13 protein-coding genes are annotated in these 16,660 nt (G+C 72.5%); 10 read left to right on the forward strand and 3 right to left on the reverse strand.

The features are described 5' to 3' along the window. Positions 1 to 10: 10 nt before the first annotated feature. The gene (locus tag ACYQ77_RS04080) at positions 11 to 781 is read right to left on the reverse strand and encodes a site-2 protease family protein (protein WP_459707508.1); all 771 of its coding nucleotides are present in this window, start codon (positions 779 to 781) and stop codon (positions 11 to 13) included. Between the two features lie 240 nt (positions 782 to 1,021). Here ACYQ77_RS04080 and ACYQ77_RS04085 point away from each other — a divergent pair, with 240 nt between their 5' ends. Then, positions 1,022 to 1,354, forward strand: a complete 333-nt coding sequence (locus ACYQ77_RS04085; RefSeq protein WP_459707510.1) for a WhiB family transcriptional regulator — start codon at positions 1,022 to 1,024, stop codon at positions 1,352 to 1,354. 36 nt (positions 1,355 to 1,390) lie between these two features. Continuing rightward, positions 1,391 to 4,723 (forward strand): glycosyltransferase, encoded by a 3,333-nt coding sequence (locus ACYQ77_RS04090; RefSeq protein ID WP_459707511.1) that lies wholly within the window; start codon positions 1,391 to 1,393, stop codon positions 4,721 to 4,723. Positions 4,724 to 4,828: 105 nt separating this feature from the next. On the opposite strand, the gene ACYQ77_RS04095 is transcribed toward ACYQ77_RS04090, so the two are convergent. Next, a complete protein-coding gene (locus ACYQ77_RS04095) occupies positions 4,829 to 5,302 on the reverse strand; it encodes a metallopeptidase family protein (protein ID WP_459707513.1) in 474 nt (157 codons plus the stop codon). A gap of 81 nt (positions 5,303 to 5,383) precedes the next feature. Between ACYQ77_RS04095 and ACYQ77_RS04100 the strand changes: the two genes are divergently transcribed. From ACYQ77_RS04100 to ACYQ77_RS04135, 8 genes are all read left to right on the forward strand, one after another. Continuing rightward, positions 5,384 to 5,752 carry a DUF3499 domain-containing protein gene (locus ACYQ77_RS04100; protein WP_459707515.1) on the forward strand — a complete coding sequence of 123 codons (369 nt, stop codon included), beginning with the start codon at positions 5,384 to 5,386 and terminating at the stop codon, positions 5,750 to 5,752. Between the two features lie 105 nt (positions 5,753 to 5,857). Further along, complete coding sequence (locus tag ACYQ77_RS04105) at positions 5,858 to 7,213, forward strand: phosphomannomutase/phosphoglucomutase (RefSeq protein WP_459707516.1); 1,356 nt, start codon at positions 5,858 to 5,860, stop codon at positions 7,211 to 7,213. A gap of 19 nt (positions 7,214 to 7,232) precedes the next feature. Beyond that, on the forward strand, positions 7,233 to 7,457 hold the full coding sequence (locus tag ACYQ77_RS04110) for a Trm112 family protein (protein ID WP_459707518.1): 225 nt from the start codon (positions 7,233 to 7,235) through the stop codon (positions 7,455 to 7,457). After that, complete coding sequence (locus tag ACYQ77_RS04115) at positions 7,454 to 8,554, forward strand: hypothetical protein (protein ID WP_459707520.1); 1,101 nt, start codon at positions 7,454 to 7,456, stop codon at positions 8,552 to 8,554. Before ACYQ77_RS04110 ends, ACYQ77_RS04115 begins: the two co-directional genes overlap by 4 nt. A 2-nt stretch (positions 8,555 to 8,556) precedes the next feature. Next, positions 8,557 to 9,759: a mannose-6-phosphate isomerase, class I gene (gene manA / locus ACYQ77_RS04120; RefSeq protein ID WP_459707521.1), complete on the forward strand. Its 1,203-nt coding sequence runs from the start codon at positions 8,557 to 8,559 to the stop codon at positions 9,757 to 9,759. Between the two features lie 382 nt (positions 9,760 to 10,141). Beyond that, the gene (locus ACYQ77_RS04125) at positions 10,142 to 11,062 is read left to right on the forward strand and encodes a cation diffusion facilitator family transporter (protein WP_459707523.1); all 921 of its coding nucleotides are present in this window, start codon (positions 10,142 to 10,144) and stop codon (positions 11,060 to 11,062) included. Positions 11,063 to 11,120: 58 nt separating this feature from the next. Next, on the forward strand, positions 11,121 to 12,605 hold the full coding sequence (locus ACYQ77_RS04130; protein WP_459707524.1) for an amino acid permease: 1,485 nt from the start codon (positions 11,121 to 11,123) through the stop codon (positions 12,603 to 12,605). Further along, positions 12,602 to 13,855 (forward strand): glutamate mutase L, encoded by a 1,254-nt coding sequence (locus ACYQ77_RS04135; protein WP_459707526.1) that lies wholly within the window; start codon positions 12,602 to 12,604, stop codon positions 13,853 to 13,855. Before ACYQ77_RS04130 ends, ACYQ77_RS04135 begins: the two co-directional genes overlap by 4 nt. Before the next feature lie 471 nt (positions 13,856 to 14,326). Here ACYQ77_RS04135 and ACYQ77_RS04140 read toward each other — a convergent pair whose 3' ends face one another. Then, positions 14,327 to 16,633 carry a hypothetical protein gene (locus ACYQ77_RS04140; RefSeq protein WP_459707528.1) on the reverse strand — a complete coding sequence of 769 codons (2,307 nt, stop codon included), beginning with the start codon at positions 16,631 to 16,633 and terminating at the stop codon, positions 14,327 to 14,329. Positions 16,634 to 16,660 lie beyond the last annotated feature (27 nt).

A 16,660-nucleotide genomic window follows, 5' to 3' on the forward strand; every position in this document is an offset into this window, starting at 1 on the left:
CAATCGTGCCTCACCGCCAGAACTGGAACGCGAGCCCACCGAACTGGGCGAGGAGAGAATCGCCACCCACGAGTTCGTAGACGTTGTCGGCGACCGTGAAGAACGCGTCCCGGAATGCGGGAAGGCCGATCAGGCAGGCGAAGAGGATCAACGGCGCCCACGGCCGCGCCTTCGCGCCGAACCGCTGCAGCTCCGGCGACAGCCACGGCTCGATCGCGCCCCAGCCGTCCAGGCCCGGGATCGGCAGGATGTTCAGCACGAACGCGATGATCTGCAGCATGGCGAGGTAGGACAGCGCCGCCGCCAGCCAGAACGTGGGCTGGAACACGGCCACCGAGATCATCAGCAGGACGCCGAGCAGCAGGTTGAAGAACGGCCCGGCGAGCGACACCATCGACTCGACGCGCTTGTTGCGCAACGAGTAGTGGTTGATGAACACCGCGCCACCCGGCAGCGGGATGCCGCCGATCGCCAGGATCAGCAACGGCAGCACGAGGCTGAAGACCGGGTCCGTGTACTTGCGCGGGTCGAGCGTGAGATAGCCCTTGAAGTAGACCTCGCGGTCACCACCGCGGTAGGCGACGAACGCGTGCCCGAACTCGTGCAGGCACAGGGAGACACCCCAGCCCGCGAGCACCATCAGGAACGTGCCCGCGTTCGCCATCACGTCCGGGTAGCTGTAGGGGATCGCGTCGCTGAACGCGACGAGCACGCCGCCGCCGATGCTGATGGCGAGGATGGCCAGGAACACGGGCGAGGGCCGGACCGCTGATCGCTGCACACCACGAGTCTGCCAATGTTGTGCTGTCGCTCGCCGTGCGGGTGTTGCGTTTTCCTGATATTGCGACATCTCGTCGAGTCGTTTCCGTTTGCCCTATAGGGCATCACCCGCCCGGGTGCTTCGCTTGACGCGCCGCGACTACACGGGTGTAATCACATCGATGTCATTCGCCACGAGTGGAGTAGTGGTGGGTGGTGTCCGCCAACCCGGGGAGCGCGAAAGGCGAGGAGGCGGACGGGCATGCAGGGAATCGAACTGAACGATCCGACCAGTGGGAGTGGTGGCGTCGTGGAGTGGGGGGAGCGCCCGTACGAGGAGTTGGGCGTGCTCGCCGAGCTGTTCGACGACACCGAGGAACAGGAGTGGCAGGAGCGCGCCCTGTGCGCGCAGACGGACCCGGAGGCGTTCTTCCCGGAGAAGGGTGGGTCCACCCGGGAAGCCAAGCGCATCTGCCAGGGCTGTGAGGTCCGCGCGGAGTGCCTCGAGTACGCACTCGGGCACGACGAGCGGTTCGGCATCTGGGGCGGGCTGTCCGAGCGGGAGCGGCGCAAGCTGAAGAAACGCGCGGTGTAGCAGCAAAGCGGGCCGGGTTCATGGCATCTTGTGCGAATGCCACGTCTCGGCCCCAGGGGGACCACCCCGGTACTGCGCACCGCGCCGGTGCTCGCGGTACTGGTCTGCCATGACGGCGAGGAGTGGCTGCCGGAGGCGTTGGCGGCGTTGCGCGCGTCGACGCCCCGGCCGCGGCACGTGCTCGCGGTCGACACCGGCTCGCTCGACGAGACGCCACGTCTGCTGAGCGAGGCCGCGCGCGGTGAGGACCGCGTGCTCGACGGCGTGCTCACGCGGGACCGGGAAACCGGTTTCGCGGCGGCCGTCCAGGACGCGGTGTCCGCCGCCATCGAACGGTGGGGCGACCCCGGCGGCTGGATCTGGGTGCTGCACGACGACTGCGCACCCGACCCGAGATGTCTCGCGACGCTGCTCGCGGCGGCCGAGGCGGCACCGTCGGCCGGGGTGCTCGGCCCGCTCGCGCTCGACTGGGACGACCCCCGGCTCGTGGTCGAGGCCGGTCTGTCCACGGACGCGTCCGGGCACCGGCAGACCGGGCTCGGACCGTCCGAAGTGGATTGGTCGCGGCTCGGGCACGAGATCCGGCAGAGCACCGAGGTGCTCGCGGTGCCGTCCGCGGGCATGCTGGTGCGGCGCGACCTGTGGGAGCGGCTCGGCGGCTTCGACGCGGCGATCACGTTGCTGCGCGAGGACATCGACTTCGGCTGGCGTGCCAACCGCGCCGACAGCGTCGTGCTGTGCGTGCCCGCGGCACGCATGCGGCACGCGCGCGCGGTGACCAACGGACTGCGGCGCGTCGACGCGCCCCGTGCGTCGACCGCCGCCGTCGAGCGGGCACAGGCCGTGCGGACGTTCCTCGTGAACTGCACGCTGCCGTCGTTCCTGATCGGCGTGCCGCGGCTGGTGCTGCTGTCGCTGCTGCGCGCGCTCGGGTTCGGCATGCAGCGGCGGCTCGTCGAGGCGCGCGCGGAACTGGGCGCGGCCGGATACGTGCTCAGCGGGCGCGCCGGGCTGCTCGAAGGCAGGACGCTGCGGCGCGCCACCGTGCGGGTGCGCGGTGTTCGCGGACTGTTCACCTCCCGGTTGACCAGGCTGCGCAACGGGGTGCGGGCGTCGGTCGCGCACCTCGTGCGGCGGCGGCTGCAGGCGGACGCCGCGCTCGGGCGGCTGCCCGAGGGGATGCTCGTGCCCGCCGAGGCGCCCGCGCCGTCGGTCGAGTCGATCCGGTTGCCGGTCGGTCCCGCCGCGTTGCCCGCGGGTGCCGCGGGCAGGCCGCGGCGGCCCGCCGGGCTGCGCCAGCCCGCCACCGCGGTCGCCGTGTCGCTGACCGTGCCGGACGCGGAGACGCCGTACGGCATGCGGCCCAGCCCGCACCGGCGGCCGTCGCCGGTGCCGCGTGACGGGTCCGCGCCGCCGAAGCCCGACCTCGTGTTCGTGGAGGTGGACCGGGCGCGGTTCGCGCGGCAGGTGCTGCTGTCCCCGCCCGTGCTGCTGTTCGCCGGCTTGCTGGCGCTCGCGCTGTGGGTGCACCGCGACCGGCTCGGGATCGACCTCGCGGGCGGGCGGCTGCTGCCCGTGCCCGACCTCGCGACGACCTGGTCGTCCTACCTCGCGACGTGGCACCCGGTGGCGGGCGGCACCGCCGCGCCCGCACCCGCCGCGCTCGCGATCATCGGCGGGCTGGGCGCGGTGCTGGCGCCCTTCGGCGGCACACAGGCGGCCGTCGCCGTGGTCCTGCTGGGCAGCATGCCGCTGTCCGGGCTGTTCGCCTACGTGGCGACGCGGCGGCTGCCGGTGCACCGCTGGGTGCGTGCCCTGGTCGCCGCCGCCTACGCGATGCTGCCGCCCGCGACCGCCGCCGTCGCGCAGGGCAGGCTCGACGTCGTCGTGGCGCACCTGCTCGTGCCACCCGTGACCGCGGGCATCATCGCGTTGCTCGGCCGGTCGCGGACCAACTCGTCGGCGTGGCTGTCGACGGCCGCGTCGTCGGCGTTCGGGCTGGCGATCATCGGGGCCTTCGCGCCGCTCGTGCACCTGCTGCTGCTCGCGTACGCGCTCGCCGGGTTCGTGGTCGTGCCCGGCTACCGGGGCACCGGGCGGCGGCGCGTGGCCGCGTTGTTCGTGGTGGTGCTCATGCCGCTCGCGCTGCTGCTGCCGTGGCCCGCGGTCGTGATCCAGCACCCGGGCGTCGTGGTGCACGGGCTCGGCGCGGTCGTGCCGACGCCGGTCACGTCGCTGCTGGACCTCGTGTCGCTCAACCCGGGCGGGCCCGGCGCGTGGCCGGTGGTGGGGCTGGTCGTGGCCGCGTTCGCGCTGGTCGGCATCGTCGTGCGGCCGCGGCGGACGGCGTTCCCGGGGCTGGCGCTCGCGGTGCTCGGCGGCTGCGCGGTGGCGCTGGTGCACTTCATGGGCGCGACCCCGATCACCGGCGGGACCGCCATGTACGGGTGGGCGGGCGCCGGGCTGGTGGTCGCCGGGTGGGGGCTGCTGTACGCGCTGCTCGGCGTGTGCCGGACCGGCGGGCCGTCGATCTCGTGGGTGCGGCCCGCGGCGGTGCTGGGGGTGCTCGGGGTGCTGGGGCTCGCGGTCGGCGCGGTGGTGGCCGGGCCGGCCGGGCCGCTGGCGACGGGCGCGCCGCACCTGGCGAACACGTTGCAGCGGGAGCTCGCCGACACGGGCCGCTGGGTGCTGGTGCTGTCCGACGGCGAACCCAGCATGGCCGCGGGCCGCATGCCCGCGTTCGGCGACGACGACCTGGCGCCGGTCGACGAGGCGGCGGGCATGCGCGGCCTCGCGGAGGTGCTGCGCGCGGACCCGAAGGTGGGGGTCGCGCAGGCGGCCGCGTCCGGCGTGCTGTTCCTGGTGGTGCCCACCGAGGAGGAGGCGACCGCGCTGCGGGAGTCCGCGGGCGACCTGGTGGCGGAGGCCCCGCCGACGTCCGACGGCAGGCCGGTGCTGCGGCTGCAGCCCGCGGCCGGTCAGGTGACGCTGCTGTCCCCGGAGATGGCGCGCCGCGCGGTCATGGGCGCCGAGGCGCCGACGGACCTGGGCGCGGCGGGCATCGTGCCGGTGGAGGCGGCCCCGCCGGCCGTGGCGGTCCGCGTGTCCGACGGCCCGGCGGGCCGCCTGCTGGTCATCGCGGCGGAGGAGGAACCGGGCTGGAAGGCGACGATCGACGGCCGGCCGGTCCCGATCGTCCGCGCGTGGAACCACCTGGTGGCGGTCTCCCTCCCGACCCGCTCGGCAGAAGTACAGGCGGCACAACCGACAGCCCTGCGCAGCGTCCTCCTGCTCACCCAGGCCGCCATGGTCCTGTTCACCCTGCTGACCGCCATCCCCAGCCGCCACCCCCGCGAGTCACGCCCCTAGACCTCGCGAGTCACGCTCTCGAACACATCGAGTTGTACGTTTCGTGCAGGTGCCGGGTGCACGAAACGTACAACTCGGTATGCGTGCGAGCGCGACTCGCGGGTTTCAGGGCTCGCCTTCGATGATGGTGGGGTCCACGCCCAGGTAGTTGGCCACCTGGTCGACCAGCACGTGGTGGACGAGGTCCGCCAGGTCGGCGCCGTCGCGGGCGCGGGCTTCCAGCGGGCGGCGGAACAGGACGATGCGGGCCTTCGTCGGCAGGCCGCGCCGGTCCATGCCCGCCGGGACCAGCCGCGCCAGCGGCACGCCGGCGTCGGTGAGCGTGCCCTCGGTGGCGATGGCCGGGTCGTCGCCCCGGACGTCCGGGACGTCGTCGACGGCGATGTCGAGCTTCGTCAGCTCGGTCCGCCAGCGCGCCTCGATCGGCTCCAGCGCGGCGAGCACCAGCGCGTCGAACCGCTCGGCACGCGTGGACGCGGCGGGCAGCGTCGACGGGTACAGCGCGCCGCGCAGCCCACGGCCATGGCGGTCCCGGTTGGGCCGCCGCCTGCGCTTTTGCCGGCCGCGCGTAGGGGTCACGGCGTCGAGCGTATCGGCCGTCCGACGCGACACGGTGTGGCGAGGGGCCTTTTCGCCCCGGACGCGCTATCGTCCACGTTCGTGCGGAGCGTGCGGAAGTGTTCGCGGACCGGGTGCGGCCACCCGGCGGTCGCGACGCTGACCTACGCGTACGCCGACTCGACGGCCGTCGTCGGCCCCCTCGCCACCTACTCCGAACCGCACAGCTACGACCTGTGCGAGGAGCACGCGCTGCGCCTCACAGTGCCCCGCGGCTGGGAGGTCGTCCGCCACGACGGCGAGTTCGCCGCCCCCGAGCCGACGGTCGACGACCTGACCGCGCTCGCCGAGGCCGTCCGCGAGGCCGGCCGCCCGGACCGGCCGGTCGAGCCGTCGCCGGAACCGGAACGCCAGAACACCGGCGGCCGCCGCGGCCACCTGCGCGTCCTGCCGAACCCGGTCACGGACTGAGAGCGCCGGGGACCCCCGGCGAACACCCGGTAACACCTCACGTCGCCGCGATGCCGCGCCGGTAGGCTCGCCTGAGGCAAATCCGCTGACCCTCGGGGAGCACTGGTGCGTGACCTGTCCGGCGTCTTCAAGGCCTACGACATCCGCGGCGTCGTCGGCGAACAGCTCGACGCGGACCTGGTCCGCGACATCGGCGCGGCGTTCGCCCGCCAGGTCGGGGACGCCGAGGGCATCGTGATCGGGCACGACATGCGTGCCTCGTCGCCCGGCCTCGCGAGCGCGTTCGCCGAGGGCGTGACGCGGGAGGGCGTGAACGTCGTGATGATCGGCCTCGCGTCCACCGACATGCTCTACTTCGCGTCCGGCCACCTGAACCTGCCGGGCGCCATGTTCACCGCGAGCCACAACCCGGCCAAGTACAACGGCATCAAGCTGTGCCGCGCCGGCGCCGCGCCGGTCGGCCAGGAGACCGGGCTGACCGAGATCCAGCGCGAGGTCGAGGCGGAGCAGCCGCCGTCGGAGGGCAGGACCGCGGGCCGGCTCGAGACCCGCGACATGCTGACCGAGTACGTCGCCTACCTGCGCGAGCTCGTCGACCTCTCGTCGAGCCGGCCGCTGAAGGTCGTCGTCGACGCGGGCAACGGCATGGGCGGCCACACCGTGCCCGCCATGTTCGACGGCCTGCCGATCGACGTCGTGCCGATGTACTTCGAGCTGGACGGCAGCTTCCCGAACCACGAGGCGAACCCGCTCGACCCGAAGAACATCGTCGACCTGCAGGCGAAGGTCCGCGAGGTCGGCGCCGACGCGGGCCTGGCGTTCGACGGCGACGCCGACCGCTGCTTCGTCGTCGACGAGCGGGGCGAGCCGGTGCCGCCGAGCGCGGTGACCGCGCTGGTCGCGGTGCGCGAGCTGAAGAAGGACCCGGGCGGCACGGTGATCCACAACCTGATCACGTCGAAGGCGGTGCCGGAGATCGTCGCCGAGCACGGCGGCAAGCCGGTCCGCACCCGCGTCGGCCACTCGTTCATCAAGGCCGAGATGGCGAAGACGGACGCGATCTTCGGCGGCGAGCACTCCGCCCACTACTACTTCCGCGACTTCTGGCGCGCCGACACCGGCATGCTGGCCGCGCTGCACGTGCTCGCCGCGCTCGGCGAGCAGGAGCGGCCGCTGTCGGAGCTGACCGCCGAGTACAGCCGCTACGCCGCGTCCGGCGAGATCAACTCGACGGTCGAGGACCAGGCGGGCCGCATGAACGCGGTGAAGGAGACGTTCTCGCAGCGCTCCGGCGTGACCGTGGACGAGCTGGACGGCCTCACCGTCGAACTGCCGAGCGGTGGCTGGTTCAACCTGCGGCCGTCCAACACCGAGCCGCTGCTGCGCCTCAACATCGAGGCCGCGGACGAGGCGGCCGTCGCGGCCATCCGCGACGAGGTCCTCGCGATCGTCCGCGCCTGAGACAGGGAGGGACACGACCTTGGCTGTGCAGCTTGACCCGAGGCTCCTCGAGATCCTCGCGTGCCCGTCCGACGACCACGCGCCGCTGCGGCCCGGCACACCGAAGAACCCCGACGCCGACATGCTGACCTGCACCGAGTGCGGCAGGCAGTACCGGGTCGAGGACGGCATCCCCGTGCTGCTGCTCGACGAGGCCATCGAGCCGGGCCCGAAGCCCGACGAGGAAGAGGGCGCTGCGGGGTGAGCGCCGCGGTCGACGACACGCTGCTCGACGACACCCGCAGGCTGTCCGACGTCGACGTCGACGGGCTGCTGCCCGCCGCGGCGCGGGCGGGTGCGCTGGTCCGCGCGACGCTGGAGTCGGGCAGGGAGGCGGGCATCGAGCGGCTGGCCGGGCACCGGCCGCGCGCGCTCGTGCTGCTCACCCGGCCTGGCCTGGGCCCGCACGCGGCGAAGCTGCTGATGATGCTGCTCGGCCGCGCGTGCCCGGTGCCGGTGGTGCTGACCGACACGGCGCCGCCGTGGCTGGGGCCGCTGGACGTGGTGGTCGCGCACACCGACGACGCGGGTGACACCGAGCTGGCCGAGTCGATCGACCGGGCGGGCCGGTACGGCGCGGGTGTCGTGCTGACCGCGCCGGAGGACGGCCCGGTCGCCGCCGCGGCCGCGGGCAAGGCCGTGCTGATCACGCCGCGCGTGCCGGTGCCGCCGGGGTTCGGCTTCCCGCGTGCCCTGGCCGCCGGGCTGCTGACCGCGACCACGCTCGAGCTGCTGCGCACCGACCTCGACATGGTCGCTGACGAGCTGGACCGCGAGGCCGAGCGCGACCACATGCAGCACGAGTCGTTCGTGAACCCGGCGAAGGCGCTCGCGCTGCGGCTGGCCGAGCGGACACCGCTGCTGTGGGGCCTGGACGACGTCGCGACCGGGGTCGCCTGGTACGCCGCGCAGGTCCTCGCCACGCACACCGACCTGGTGTGCGACGTCGCCGCCTACCAGCAGGCGGCGAGCCGCACGGCGTTGCACCGGGCCGCCGCGCAGGCCGCGTCGGGCACGGACATCTTCGCCGACCCGGACGACCTCGCCCCCTCCGCGGCGTCGCCGCTGCGGACGTTCCTGCTGGCCGTCAGCGCGCTGCCGGCCGACCCGATGCGCAGGCTGGCGACCGACATGCTGCCGGACGCGGACGTGATCGCGCCCGCCGAGGAGATCACGGCCGACATGACCGCGTGCGCCGCGGTGCTCGCGCTGCGGTTCCAGCTGGCCGCCCTGTACCTGGGGTTCGCGGCGGGCACCACCGGGGGCAACACCCGCTACGCGCCCGCACGGCCGAGGGAGTGAGCGTGGAGCTGCTGGAGAACCCCGTCCGGCCCTACGCGTGGGGCTCGCGGACCACCATCGCCGACCTGCTCGGCAGGCCGGTGCCCGCGCCGCACCCGGAGGCCGAGCTGTGGATGGGCGCGCACCCGGGCGACCCGTCGCGGATCGGCGACGAGACGCTGGTCGACGTGCTGGCGAAGGACCCGGCCGGGCAGCTGGGCGCCGAGGTGGCGGCCCGCTGGGACGGGCGGCTGCCGTTCCTGATGAAGGTGCTGGCCGCGGAGGAGCCGCTGAGCCTGCAGGCGCACCCGTCGGCGGCGCAGGCCGCCGAGGGCTACGCGCGGGAGGAGAAGCAGGGCATCCCGCGCGACGCGGCGACCCGCAACTACCCGGACCCGACGCCGAAGCCCGAGCTGGTGTGCGCGCTGACCGAGTTCCACGCGCTGGCCGGGTTCCGCGACCCGCACCGCACGGTCGAGCTGCTGCGCGCGGTCGAGACGCCCGGCCTGTCGCCGTACGTGGAGCTGCTGGCGGCGGACCCGAACCGCGAGGGCCTGCGCGCGTTGTTCACGACGTGGATCACGCTGCCGCAGCCCGCGATCGACGCGCTGATGCCGGAGCTGCTCGACGAGTGCGTGCGGCACGTCAAGGAGCACGGGCAGTTCGAGCTGGAGTGCCGGACGGTGCTGGAGCTGGGCGAGAGCTACCCGGGGGACGCGGGCGTGCTGGCGGCGCTGCTGCTGAACCGGCTGGTGCTCGGCCCGGGCGAGGCGATCTTCCTGCCCGCGGGGAACCTGCACGCGTACCTGCGTGGCACCGCGCTGGAGATCCTCGCGAACTCGGACAACGTGCTGCGCGGCGGGCTCACGCCCAAGCACGTGGACGTGCCGGAACTGCTGCGCGTGCTGGACTTCGGCTACGGCGACATGACCGTGACGACGGGCGAGCGGTCCGGCGCCCGCCACGTCTACCGGACGGCGGCGGCGGAGTTCGAGCTGTCGCGCCTGGAGTGGCAGGAGGGCGACACCGCTCCGGTCACCCTCCCGGCAGGCACCCCCCGCATCGTGGCGACCATCGACGGCGAACTGACCGCGGAAACCCCCACCCAGAAGGTCCCCCTGCCAAGGGGCCAGGCCCTGTGGATCCCCGCCGCGGACCCGGAAGTAACCCTGACCCCCACCGCCACCCACACCCGAGCCTTCGCAGCCACCCCAGGCCACCCCTGACCCGGCGAGTCCCGCCCTCAAACACCGCGAGTCCCGCCCTCACGCACATCGAGTTGTACGTTTCGTGCAGTCCCTGATGTGCACGAAACCGGCAACTCGGTGTGCGGGAGAGCGCGACTCGCGGGTCGTGGACGGGCGACTCCCGGGGCTCGTGATGCTCCTCGGACCTCTGGCGAATTGTCCACTGAATTGCATTATGTCCGTTTTTCCGGAATGTGGGTCTGCACGAAAACGCCAACTCGGTATGTCCGAGAGCGCGACTCGCGGTGTTCGAGGGCGTGACTCGCGGGTAAATGGGGCGGGTGGTGAGACAACTCGGCCGGCAGGTCTCTAGGCTGCTGTCGGTTTCCGGCAATACAGACATGGCAATGAGGAGCGAACGGTGAGCGCAGGGGGCGGTACCAAGGCGATTCTCGCGGCGTTGGGGGCGAACGCCGGCATCGCGGCGGCCAAGTTCGTCGGGTTCGCGATCACCGGCGCGTCGTCGATGCTCGCCGAGGCCGTGCACTCGGTCGCGGACACCTCCAACCAGGGCCTGCTGCTGCTCGGCCAGAAGACGTCCCGGCGCAAGGCCACCAGGGAGCACCCGTTCGGTTTCGGCCGCGACCGGTACTTCTACTCGTTCATCGTCGCGCTGATGCTGTTCACCCTCGGTTCCGCGTTCGCGATCTACGAGGGCATCCACAAGCTGCAGCACCCCGAGCCGCTGACGTCGCCGATCGTCGCCGTGGTCATCCTGGTCGTCGCGATCGGGCTGGAGGGCTTCAGCTTCCGCACCGCGATCGTCGAGTCCCGCAAGATCAAGGGTGACGTCGGCTGGTGGGGCTTCATCCGCCAGTCCCGCACGCCCGAGCTGCCGGTCGTGCTGCTGGAGGACGCGGGGGCGCTGTTCGGCCTCGTGTTCGCGCTGTTCGGCGTCGGCCTGTCGGTCATCACCGACGACCCGATGTGGGACGGCATCGGCACGCTCATGATCGGCGCCCTGCTCGGTGTGATCGCCATCATCCTGATCATCGAGATGAAGAGCCTCCTGATCGGCGAGGGCGCCACGAACCCCGAGCTGGACAAGATCGAGGACGCCATCGTCGGCGGCCGCGTGCAGCGCCTGATCCACATCCGCACGCAGTACCTCGGCCCCGACGAGCTGCTGGTCGCGGCCAAGATCGCGCTCGAGCCGGGCCTGCCGCTCGCGGACGTGGCGAGTGAGATCGACGCGGCGGAGAAGCGCATCCGCGAGACCGTGCCCTCGGCACGCCTGATCTACCTCGAGCCTGACCTGGACCGCACGCCCGCCAACACCTGAGCCCGTTCCGGCGTTATCGTCAGCTGTCGGAGTTGACGGTGACCGGGAGGGGTGTGGCGTGCCGGGGTCGGGGTTGGCGCGGACGAAATCCGTTGAACAGTCCATCAAGGACACCGACGAGCCGGGTTCCCGGCTGAGGAAGAACCTCAGCGCGTGGGACCTCACGGTCTTCGGCGTCGCGGTCGTGATCGGCGCGGGCATCTTCACGCTGACCGCGCGCACGGCGGGTGACCTGACGGGTCCGTCGGTGTCGCTGGCGTTCGTGCTGGCGGCCGTCGCGTGCGGGCTCGCGGCGCTGTGCTACGCCGAGTTCGCGTCGACGGTGCCGGTCGCGGGCAGCGCGTACACCTTCTCGTACGCGACGTTCGGCGAGTTCGTCGCGTGGATCATCGGCTGGGACCTGGTGCTGGAGTTCGCGGTCGGCTCGGCCGCGGTGGCCACGGGCTGGTCGGAGTACCTGCGCACGGTGCTGGCCTACATGTTCGGCGACGGTGTGACGACGTCGTTCGACGTCGGTGGTGTCACGGTCAACTGGGGCGCGCTGCTGCTGGTGGTCGTGCTGACGGTCCTGCTCGCGGCGGGCACGAAGCTGTCGTCGCGGGTCAGCATGGTGATCACCGGCATCAAGGTCGCGATCGTGCTGTTCGTGATCATCTTCGGGTTCTTCTTCATCAAGGCCGCGAACTACAGCCCGTACGTGCCGCCCGCCGAGACGGGCGGCAGCGCGTCGACGGGCGTCGACCAGACGGTGTTCTCGTGGCTGGCGGGCGGGAGCAGCTCGGCGTTCGGCGTGTTCGGCCTGCTGGCGGGCGCGTCGCTGGTGTTCTTCGCGTTCATCGGGTTCGACGTGGTGGCGACGACCGCGGAGGAGACGAAGAACCCGAAGCACGCGGTGCCGCGCGGCATCCTGGGCTCGCTGGCGATCGTGACCGTGCTGTACGTGCTGGTGTCGCTGGTGGTGACGGGCATGGTCAAGTACTCGGACCTGGCGACGGGCGAGGACGGTGAGCACAAGACGCTGGCGACGGCGTTCGCGCTGAACGACGTGGACTGGGCGGCGAACGTGATCTCCGTCGGTGCGCTCGCGGGCCTGACGACGGTGGTGATGGTCCTGATGCTGGGCCAGGTCCGCGTCCTGTTCGCCATGTCGCGCGACGGCCTCCTGCCCCGCGCGCTGTCCCGCACCGGGGAGCGCGGCACCCCGGTCCGCGCGACGATCATCGTCGGCGGCCTGGTGGCCGCGGCGGCCACGTTCTTCCCGGCGGGCAAGCTGGAGGAGATGGTGAACGTGGGCACGCTGTTCGCGTTCATCCTGGTGTCGGCGGGCGTGATGGTGCTGCGCAGGACGCGGCCGGACCTGTCGCGCTCGTTCAAGGTGCCCGCGCTGCCGGTGATCGGTGTGCTGGCGATCCTGGCGTGCCTGTGGCTGATGCTGAACCTGACGATCCTGACGTGGGTCCGGTTCTTCGTGTGGATGGCGCTGGGCGTGGTCGTGTACTTCGCGTACGGCAGGCGGCACTCGTTGGTGGGCAAGGAAAAGTGACGTACCTCTGCCTGGACGTCGGGTCCACCTGGACGAAGGCGGCACTGGTCGCCGAGGATGGCACCCTGCTGGGCACCGCACAGCACGAGACCACCCCACCCGAGGTGATGAACGGCGTGGCGGCGGTGACGGAGGCCCTGTCCGCGGGCGACGCGACGGTACTGGCGTGCTCGTCAGCGGGCGGCGGCCTGCGCTTGGCGGTGGTGGGCCAGGAACGCCTGGTCAGCACGGAAGCAGGCCACCGGGTAGCCCTGTCGGCGGGCGCGAAGGTGGTGCACGTGTCGGCGGGTGAACTGCCGAACGTTCACGCGCTGCGAGCGGCCCGCCCGGACGTCCTGCTCCTGGTAGGCGGAACGGACGGCGGCGACGAGAAGGTGTTGCTGCACAACGCGACCCGCCTGGCACGTGCCCGCGTGACGGTCCCGATCGTGCTGGCAGGCAACAAGAACGCACAACCGGCGGCACTGTCCATACTGGATGGAAGAACCGTGGTCCCGACGGACAACGTGCTGCCGGATGTCGGGGAACTGGCCCCAGGACCAGCACGCGCGGCGATCCGTGAGGTCTTCCTGTCCCATGTGATCGGAGGAAAGGGCCTGTCGCGAGGCCCACGCTTCCGCAACCTGGTGCGCACGGTCACCCCGGACGCGGTCCTGTCCGGCGTGGCGGTCCTGGCGGCACAGGAGGAAGAAGGCGCGGTCCTCGTGGTGGACGTGGGCGGCGCGACAACGGACGTCTACTCAGCGGTATCCACAATGGACGACGCCCCGACGAGAACGGTAGCCCTGCCGGCGGACCGAAGAACGGTCGAGGGCGACATCGGCATGCGCGTGAGCGCACCGGGGGTGGTGGCGGAAGCGATAGCGGAACGCCTGCTCCCACCGGACACCGACCTGAAGGAAAAAGCCCGCACCCGCAACGAAAACGTCGACTTCGTCCCGTCAACGGACGAGGAACGAACCACAGACCTGCGCATAGCGGAACTGGCGGCCACGATCGCGATCCGCCGCCACCTGCGCATGATCGACGGCCGCCTGGGCCCCAAGGGCGCGGCGACACTCGTCCTGTCGGGCGGCGTCTTCCGCCACGCACACTCCCTCGCCCCCACGGAAGAGGCGTTGAGGCAAAACCTGGGCCCGATCCTCAAAGACGCCCGAGTGGTGGTCGACCGAGAGGGCCGCCTGGGCCCGGCAGGCCTACTGGCACAAGCAGGCCACCACGAAACAGCAACAAGACTGCTGACCCTCTGACCCCAGCAAAGCGGCGCAGCCCACCACCAAGGGACCGCTGCCTGCCATCCCGTCGACCTGGCGAAGCCCGATCACACCGGGTCAAGGGGGCCCGAAGCACGACGCGCCCACCTGCCCAAAGCTGCCGGGCCCCCTTGACGCGGTGTGATAGCCCGTGGGAGGTCGACGGGATGGCAGGCAGACCACCCGACAGCAGTCCTTGCCAACCCAGCCCCGTGCCGACCCGCTGCCATCCCGGAGACCAGCCCGTCCGGCGAGGACCCCCGGGAGGGAAAACCCAGGCAAGGCACACCACCAAGCCCGGACCACACAAACCGCCACAACGGCACTGACCAGCGAAAACCCGTCCCCCCAGTACATACGGCAGCCCCCACCACTCCCGGGGGCACCCCGCTGTCCAGTCTACCGGCACCCACCGACAAAGACGGCCGAAAGCCGCAGCCTGTGGATAACCGAAGCCCCTGTGGACAACTACCGATCCCCACCGAGAGAGAACAACGTCGGCGGCTCCGAGGGATCAAGCCCAGCCGCCATGGCCACCGCCCGATCCCACTCCGGATCCGCGGCGTAGTTCCCGTGCCGCTGCAACCCGGGCGTCCACCGCCGCCCCGAGACCGGCGCCGTCCGCGGATCCGGCAGCCAATGATCAAGCCCCAGCACCAACGCCCCGTGCGGCCCGCGCTCCGCCGCGGCCAGCGGGCCCGGCGTCCCGTCCGCGCGAAAACCCAGCCCCAGCAACGAATCCTCGTAAACCTGCCGCCGCCACGTCGTCACCGCGCCGCCCAGCGGATCCGTGCCCCGGCACAACGACCGCCACCGCGTTCCCAGCTCGGCGGCCAGCGTCCCCAGCGCCGACAGCGGCAGCACCGCCGGGAACGCCCGCGTGTACGCCCACTGCAGCTGCGACCCGACCGTCACGACCCCGATCCGCCTGCGCTCCGGCTCGTTCAACGAGTTCAGCAACCGCGCCGCCGCCACCGCGACCAGCAGGCTCCCGTGGCTCTCCCCGATCAGCACGACCCGCGTCCCCGGCTCCGCCAGGTGCGCCACGGCCCGCGCGGCCACCTCCGGCGCCACCTTCACCGCGTAGCACGGCGGCACGATCGGGTGCGCCTCCCTCGGCCAGAAACACGCCAGGTCCGCCAGCACGCCCAGCTGCCGGCCCGACTCCGCCGCCCGCGCCGCGTTGTACACCGCCCGCAGCAGGCCGCCCGCGAGCGCGCCCAGTGCCAGCACGCCGACGGCCGACAGCGGGCGCAGCCAGTCCGGCGTCGTGGCGAACCGCAGGTAGATCGCCACGGCGGCGCCCGCCGACAGTGCGCCGGAGCACGCGAGCACCACGTGGTGCAGGTGCTGCCGGAACCAGCCCGCCGTTCGCCACTCCCGCACCGGCGAGCCGAGCAGCCGCGCCTCGGCCGAGTCGATCGACCGCAGCTTGAGCAGCGCGAACGGCACCGTCACGACCGCGACGACCACGCCGAGCACCGCGCCGGCGCCCCACAGCATCGTCACCGGGCCGTACCCGGCGGGCACCTCCATGCCCTCGGTGCCGAGCAGCCGCCGCACCGCGATGCCCAGGCCCGCGCCGAAACCGCCGCCCAGCAGCGCCGCCACCGCCAGCACCGGCGCCGCCATCCACCCGCCTGCCCACGGCCGCAGCTCCCTCGGCCGCGCCCGCCACTCGCGCCGCGCGATGCGGGCCGCGGGCACCAGCAGCACCGCGAACACCACGACCACGACGATCAGCGCGGCGGCGATCGACTCCACGGTCTGCTCGGTGGCGGGCAACCGCAGCGGGTCCCGGCTCACCGCGGCCGCCGCCACGAGCAGCGCGCCGACCACGTACAGCACGCGGCGGCTGCGCCTGCCGAGCGCTCTGCGGAGCCACGTGCCCGCCCGGCCTGGCACCGCGCCACGCGGGTCGTCCAGCAGCAGCACGCCCGCGAACGCCATCACCAACAAGATCAGCGCGAGCGTCCACAGCGCCGCGGGCAGCGGTTCGCGGGGCACCGTGAACACCCCGCCGAGGGGGAGCAGCGCGACCGTCGCCAGTGCCGCGACCAGGTGGAGCGCCCGCAAGGTCGGCGTGTCGGGGTCGGCGACGAGGTTCGTGCCGGGCAGCTGGACCCGCGCGTTCGGCGGTGTCGGCGGCGGGTTGCCGGGGTTGGCGCCCGCGTCCACCTCCCACGCGACGCAGGAGATGCGGTGCAGCACGTAGATCGTCAGCAGCACCGGGAGCAGCCCGATCGCGTGCCGCACCAGGTACGTCTCCCGCAGCCAGTCCGGCACGGTGCCCGCCAGGCACGGGGAACCGGGCGCGAGGCACTGCGCGGCGACCAGGTCGAGGCTCACGACCGCGGCCTGCGTGACGAGCAGGACGGTGAGCAGCACGGCGGCGAGCCGCAGCAGCGTCCGGCACGCGACGCCCAGAGCACGTGCCGTGCGGTGCCCGCTGGGGATGGGCGGCAGCATCCAGTGCGCGACGTTGGCGAGGGCGAACGGGAACAGCACCGCCCACGCCGCCTTCGCCCAGCCGCCCGAGGTCATGCCGCCCCACGAGTAACCCTCGACCACTCTCGGTATCGACTGCCCCTCGGCACGCAGCATCGGGCCCGGCGCGGGACGCAGGAGGCGGTCGGCGGGCCGCACGATCCGGCCGAGGCCGTCGCCCGCCACGTCGACGGCGGCGACCGCCGAGACCAGTGACTCCGGCCTGGTGCCCATCACGCCGTGGACGCGCAGTTCGACGACGCGGGTGTCCGGCCCAGGCGGGAACAACCGGCCCCTCCTTTCGCGCTCGATGAC

This window comes from Actinophytocola sp. KF-1 (assembly GCF_054661535.1).

Coding starts and splice junctions, on each gene's coding strand:
- ACYQ77_RS04085 (WP_459707510.1), top strand. CDS start 1,022: ATGCAGGGAATCGAACTGAACGATCCGACCAGTGGGAGTGGTGGCGTC.
- ACYQ77_RS04090 (WP_459707511.1), top strand. CDS start 1,391: ATGCCACGTCTCGGCCCCAGGGGGACCACCCCGGTACTGCGCACCGCG.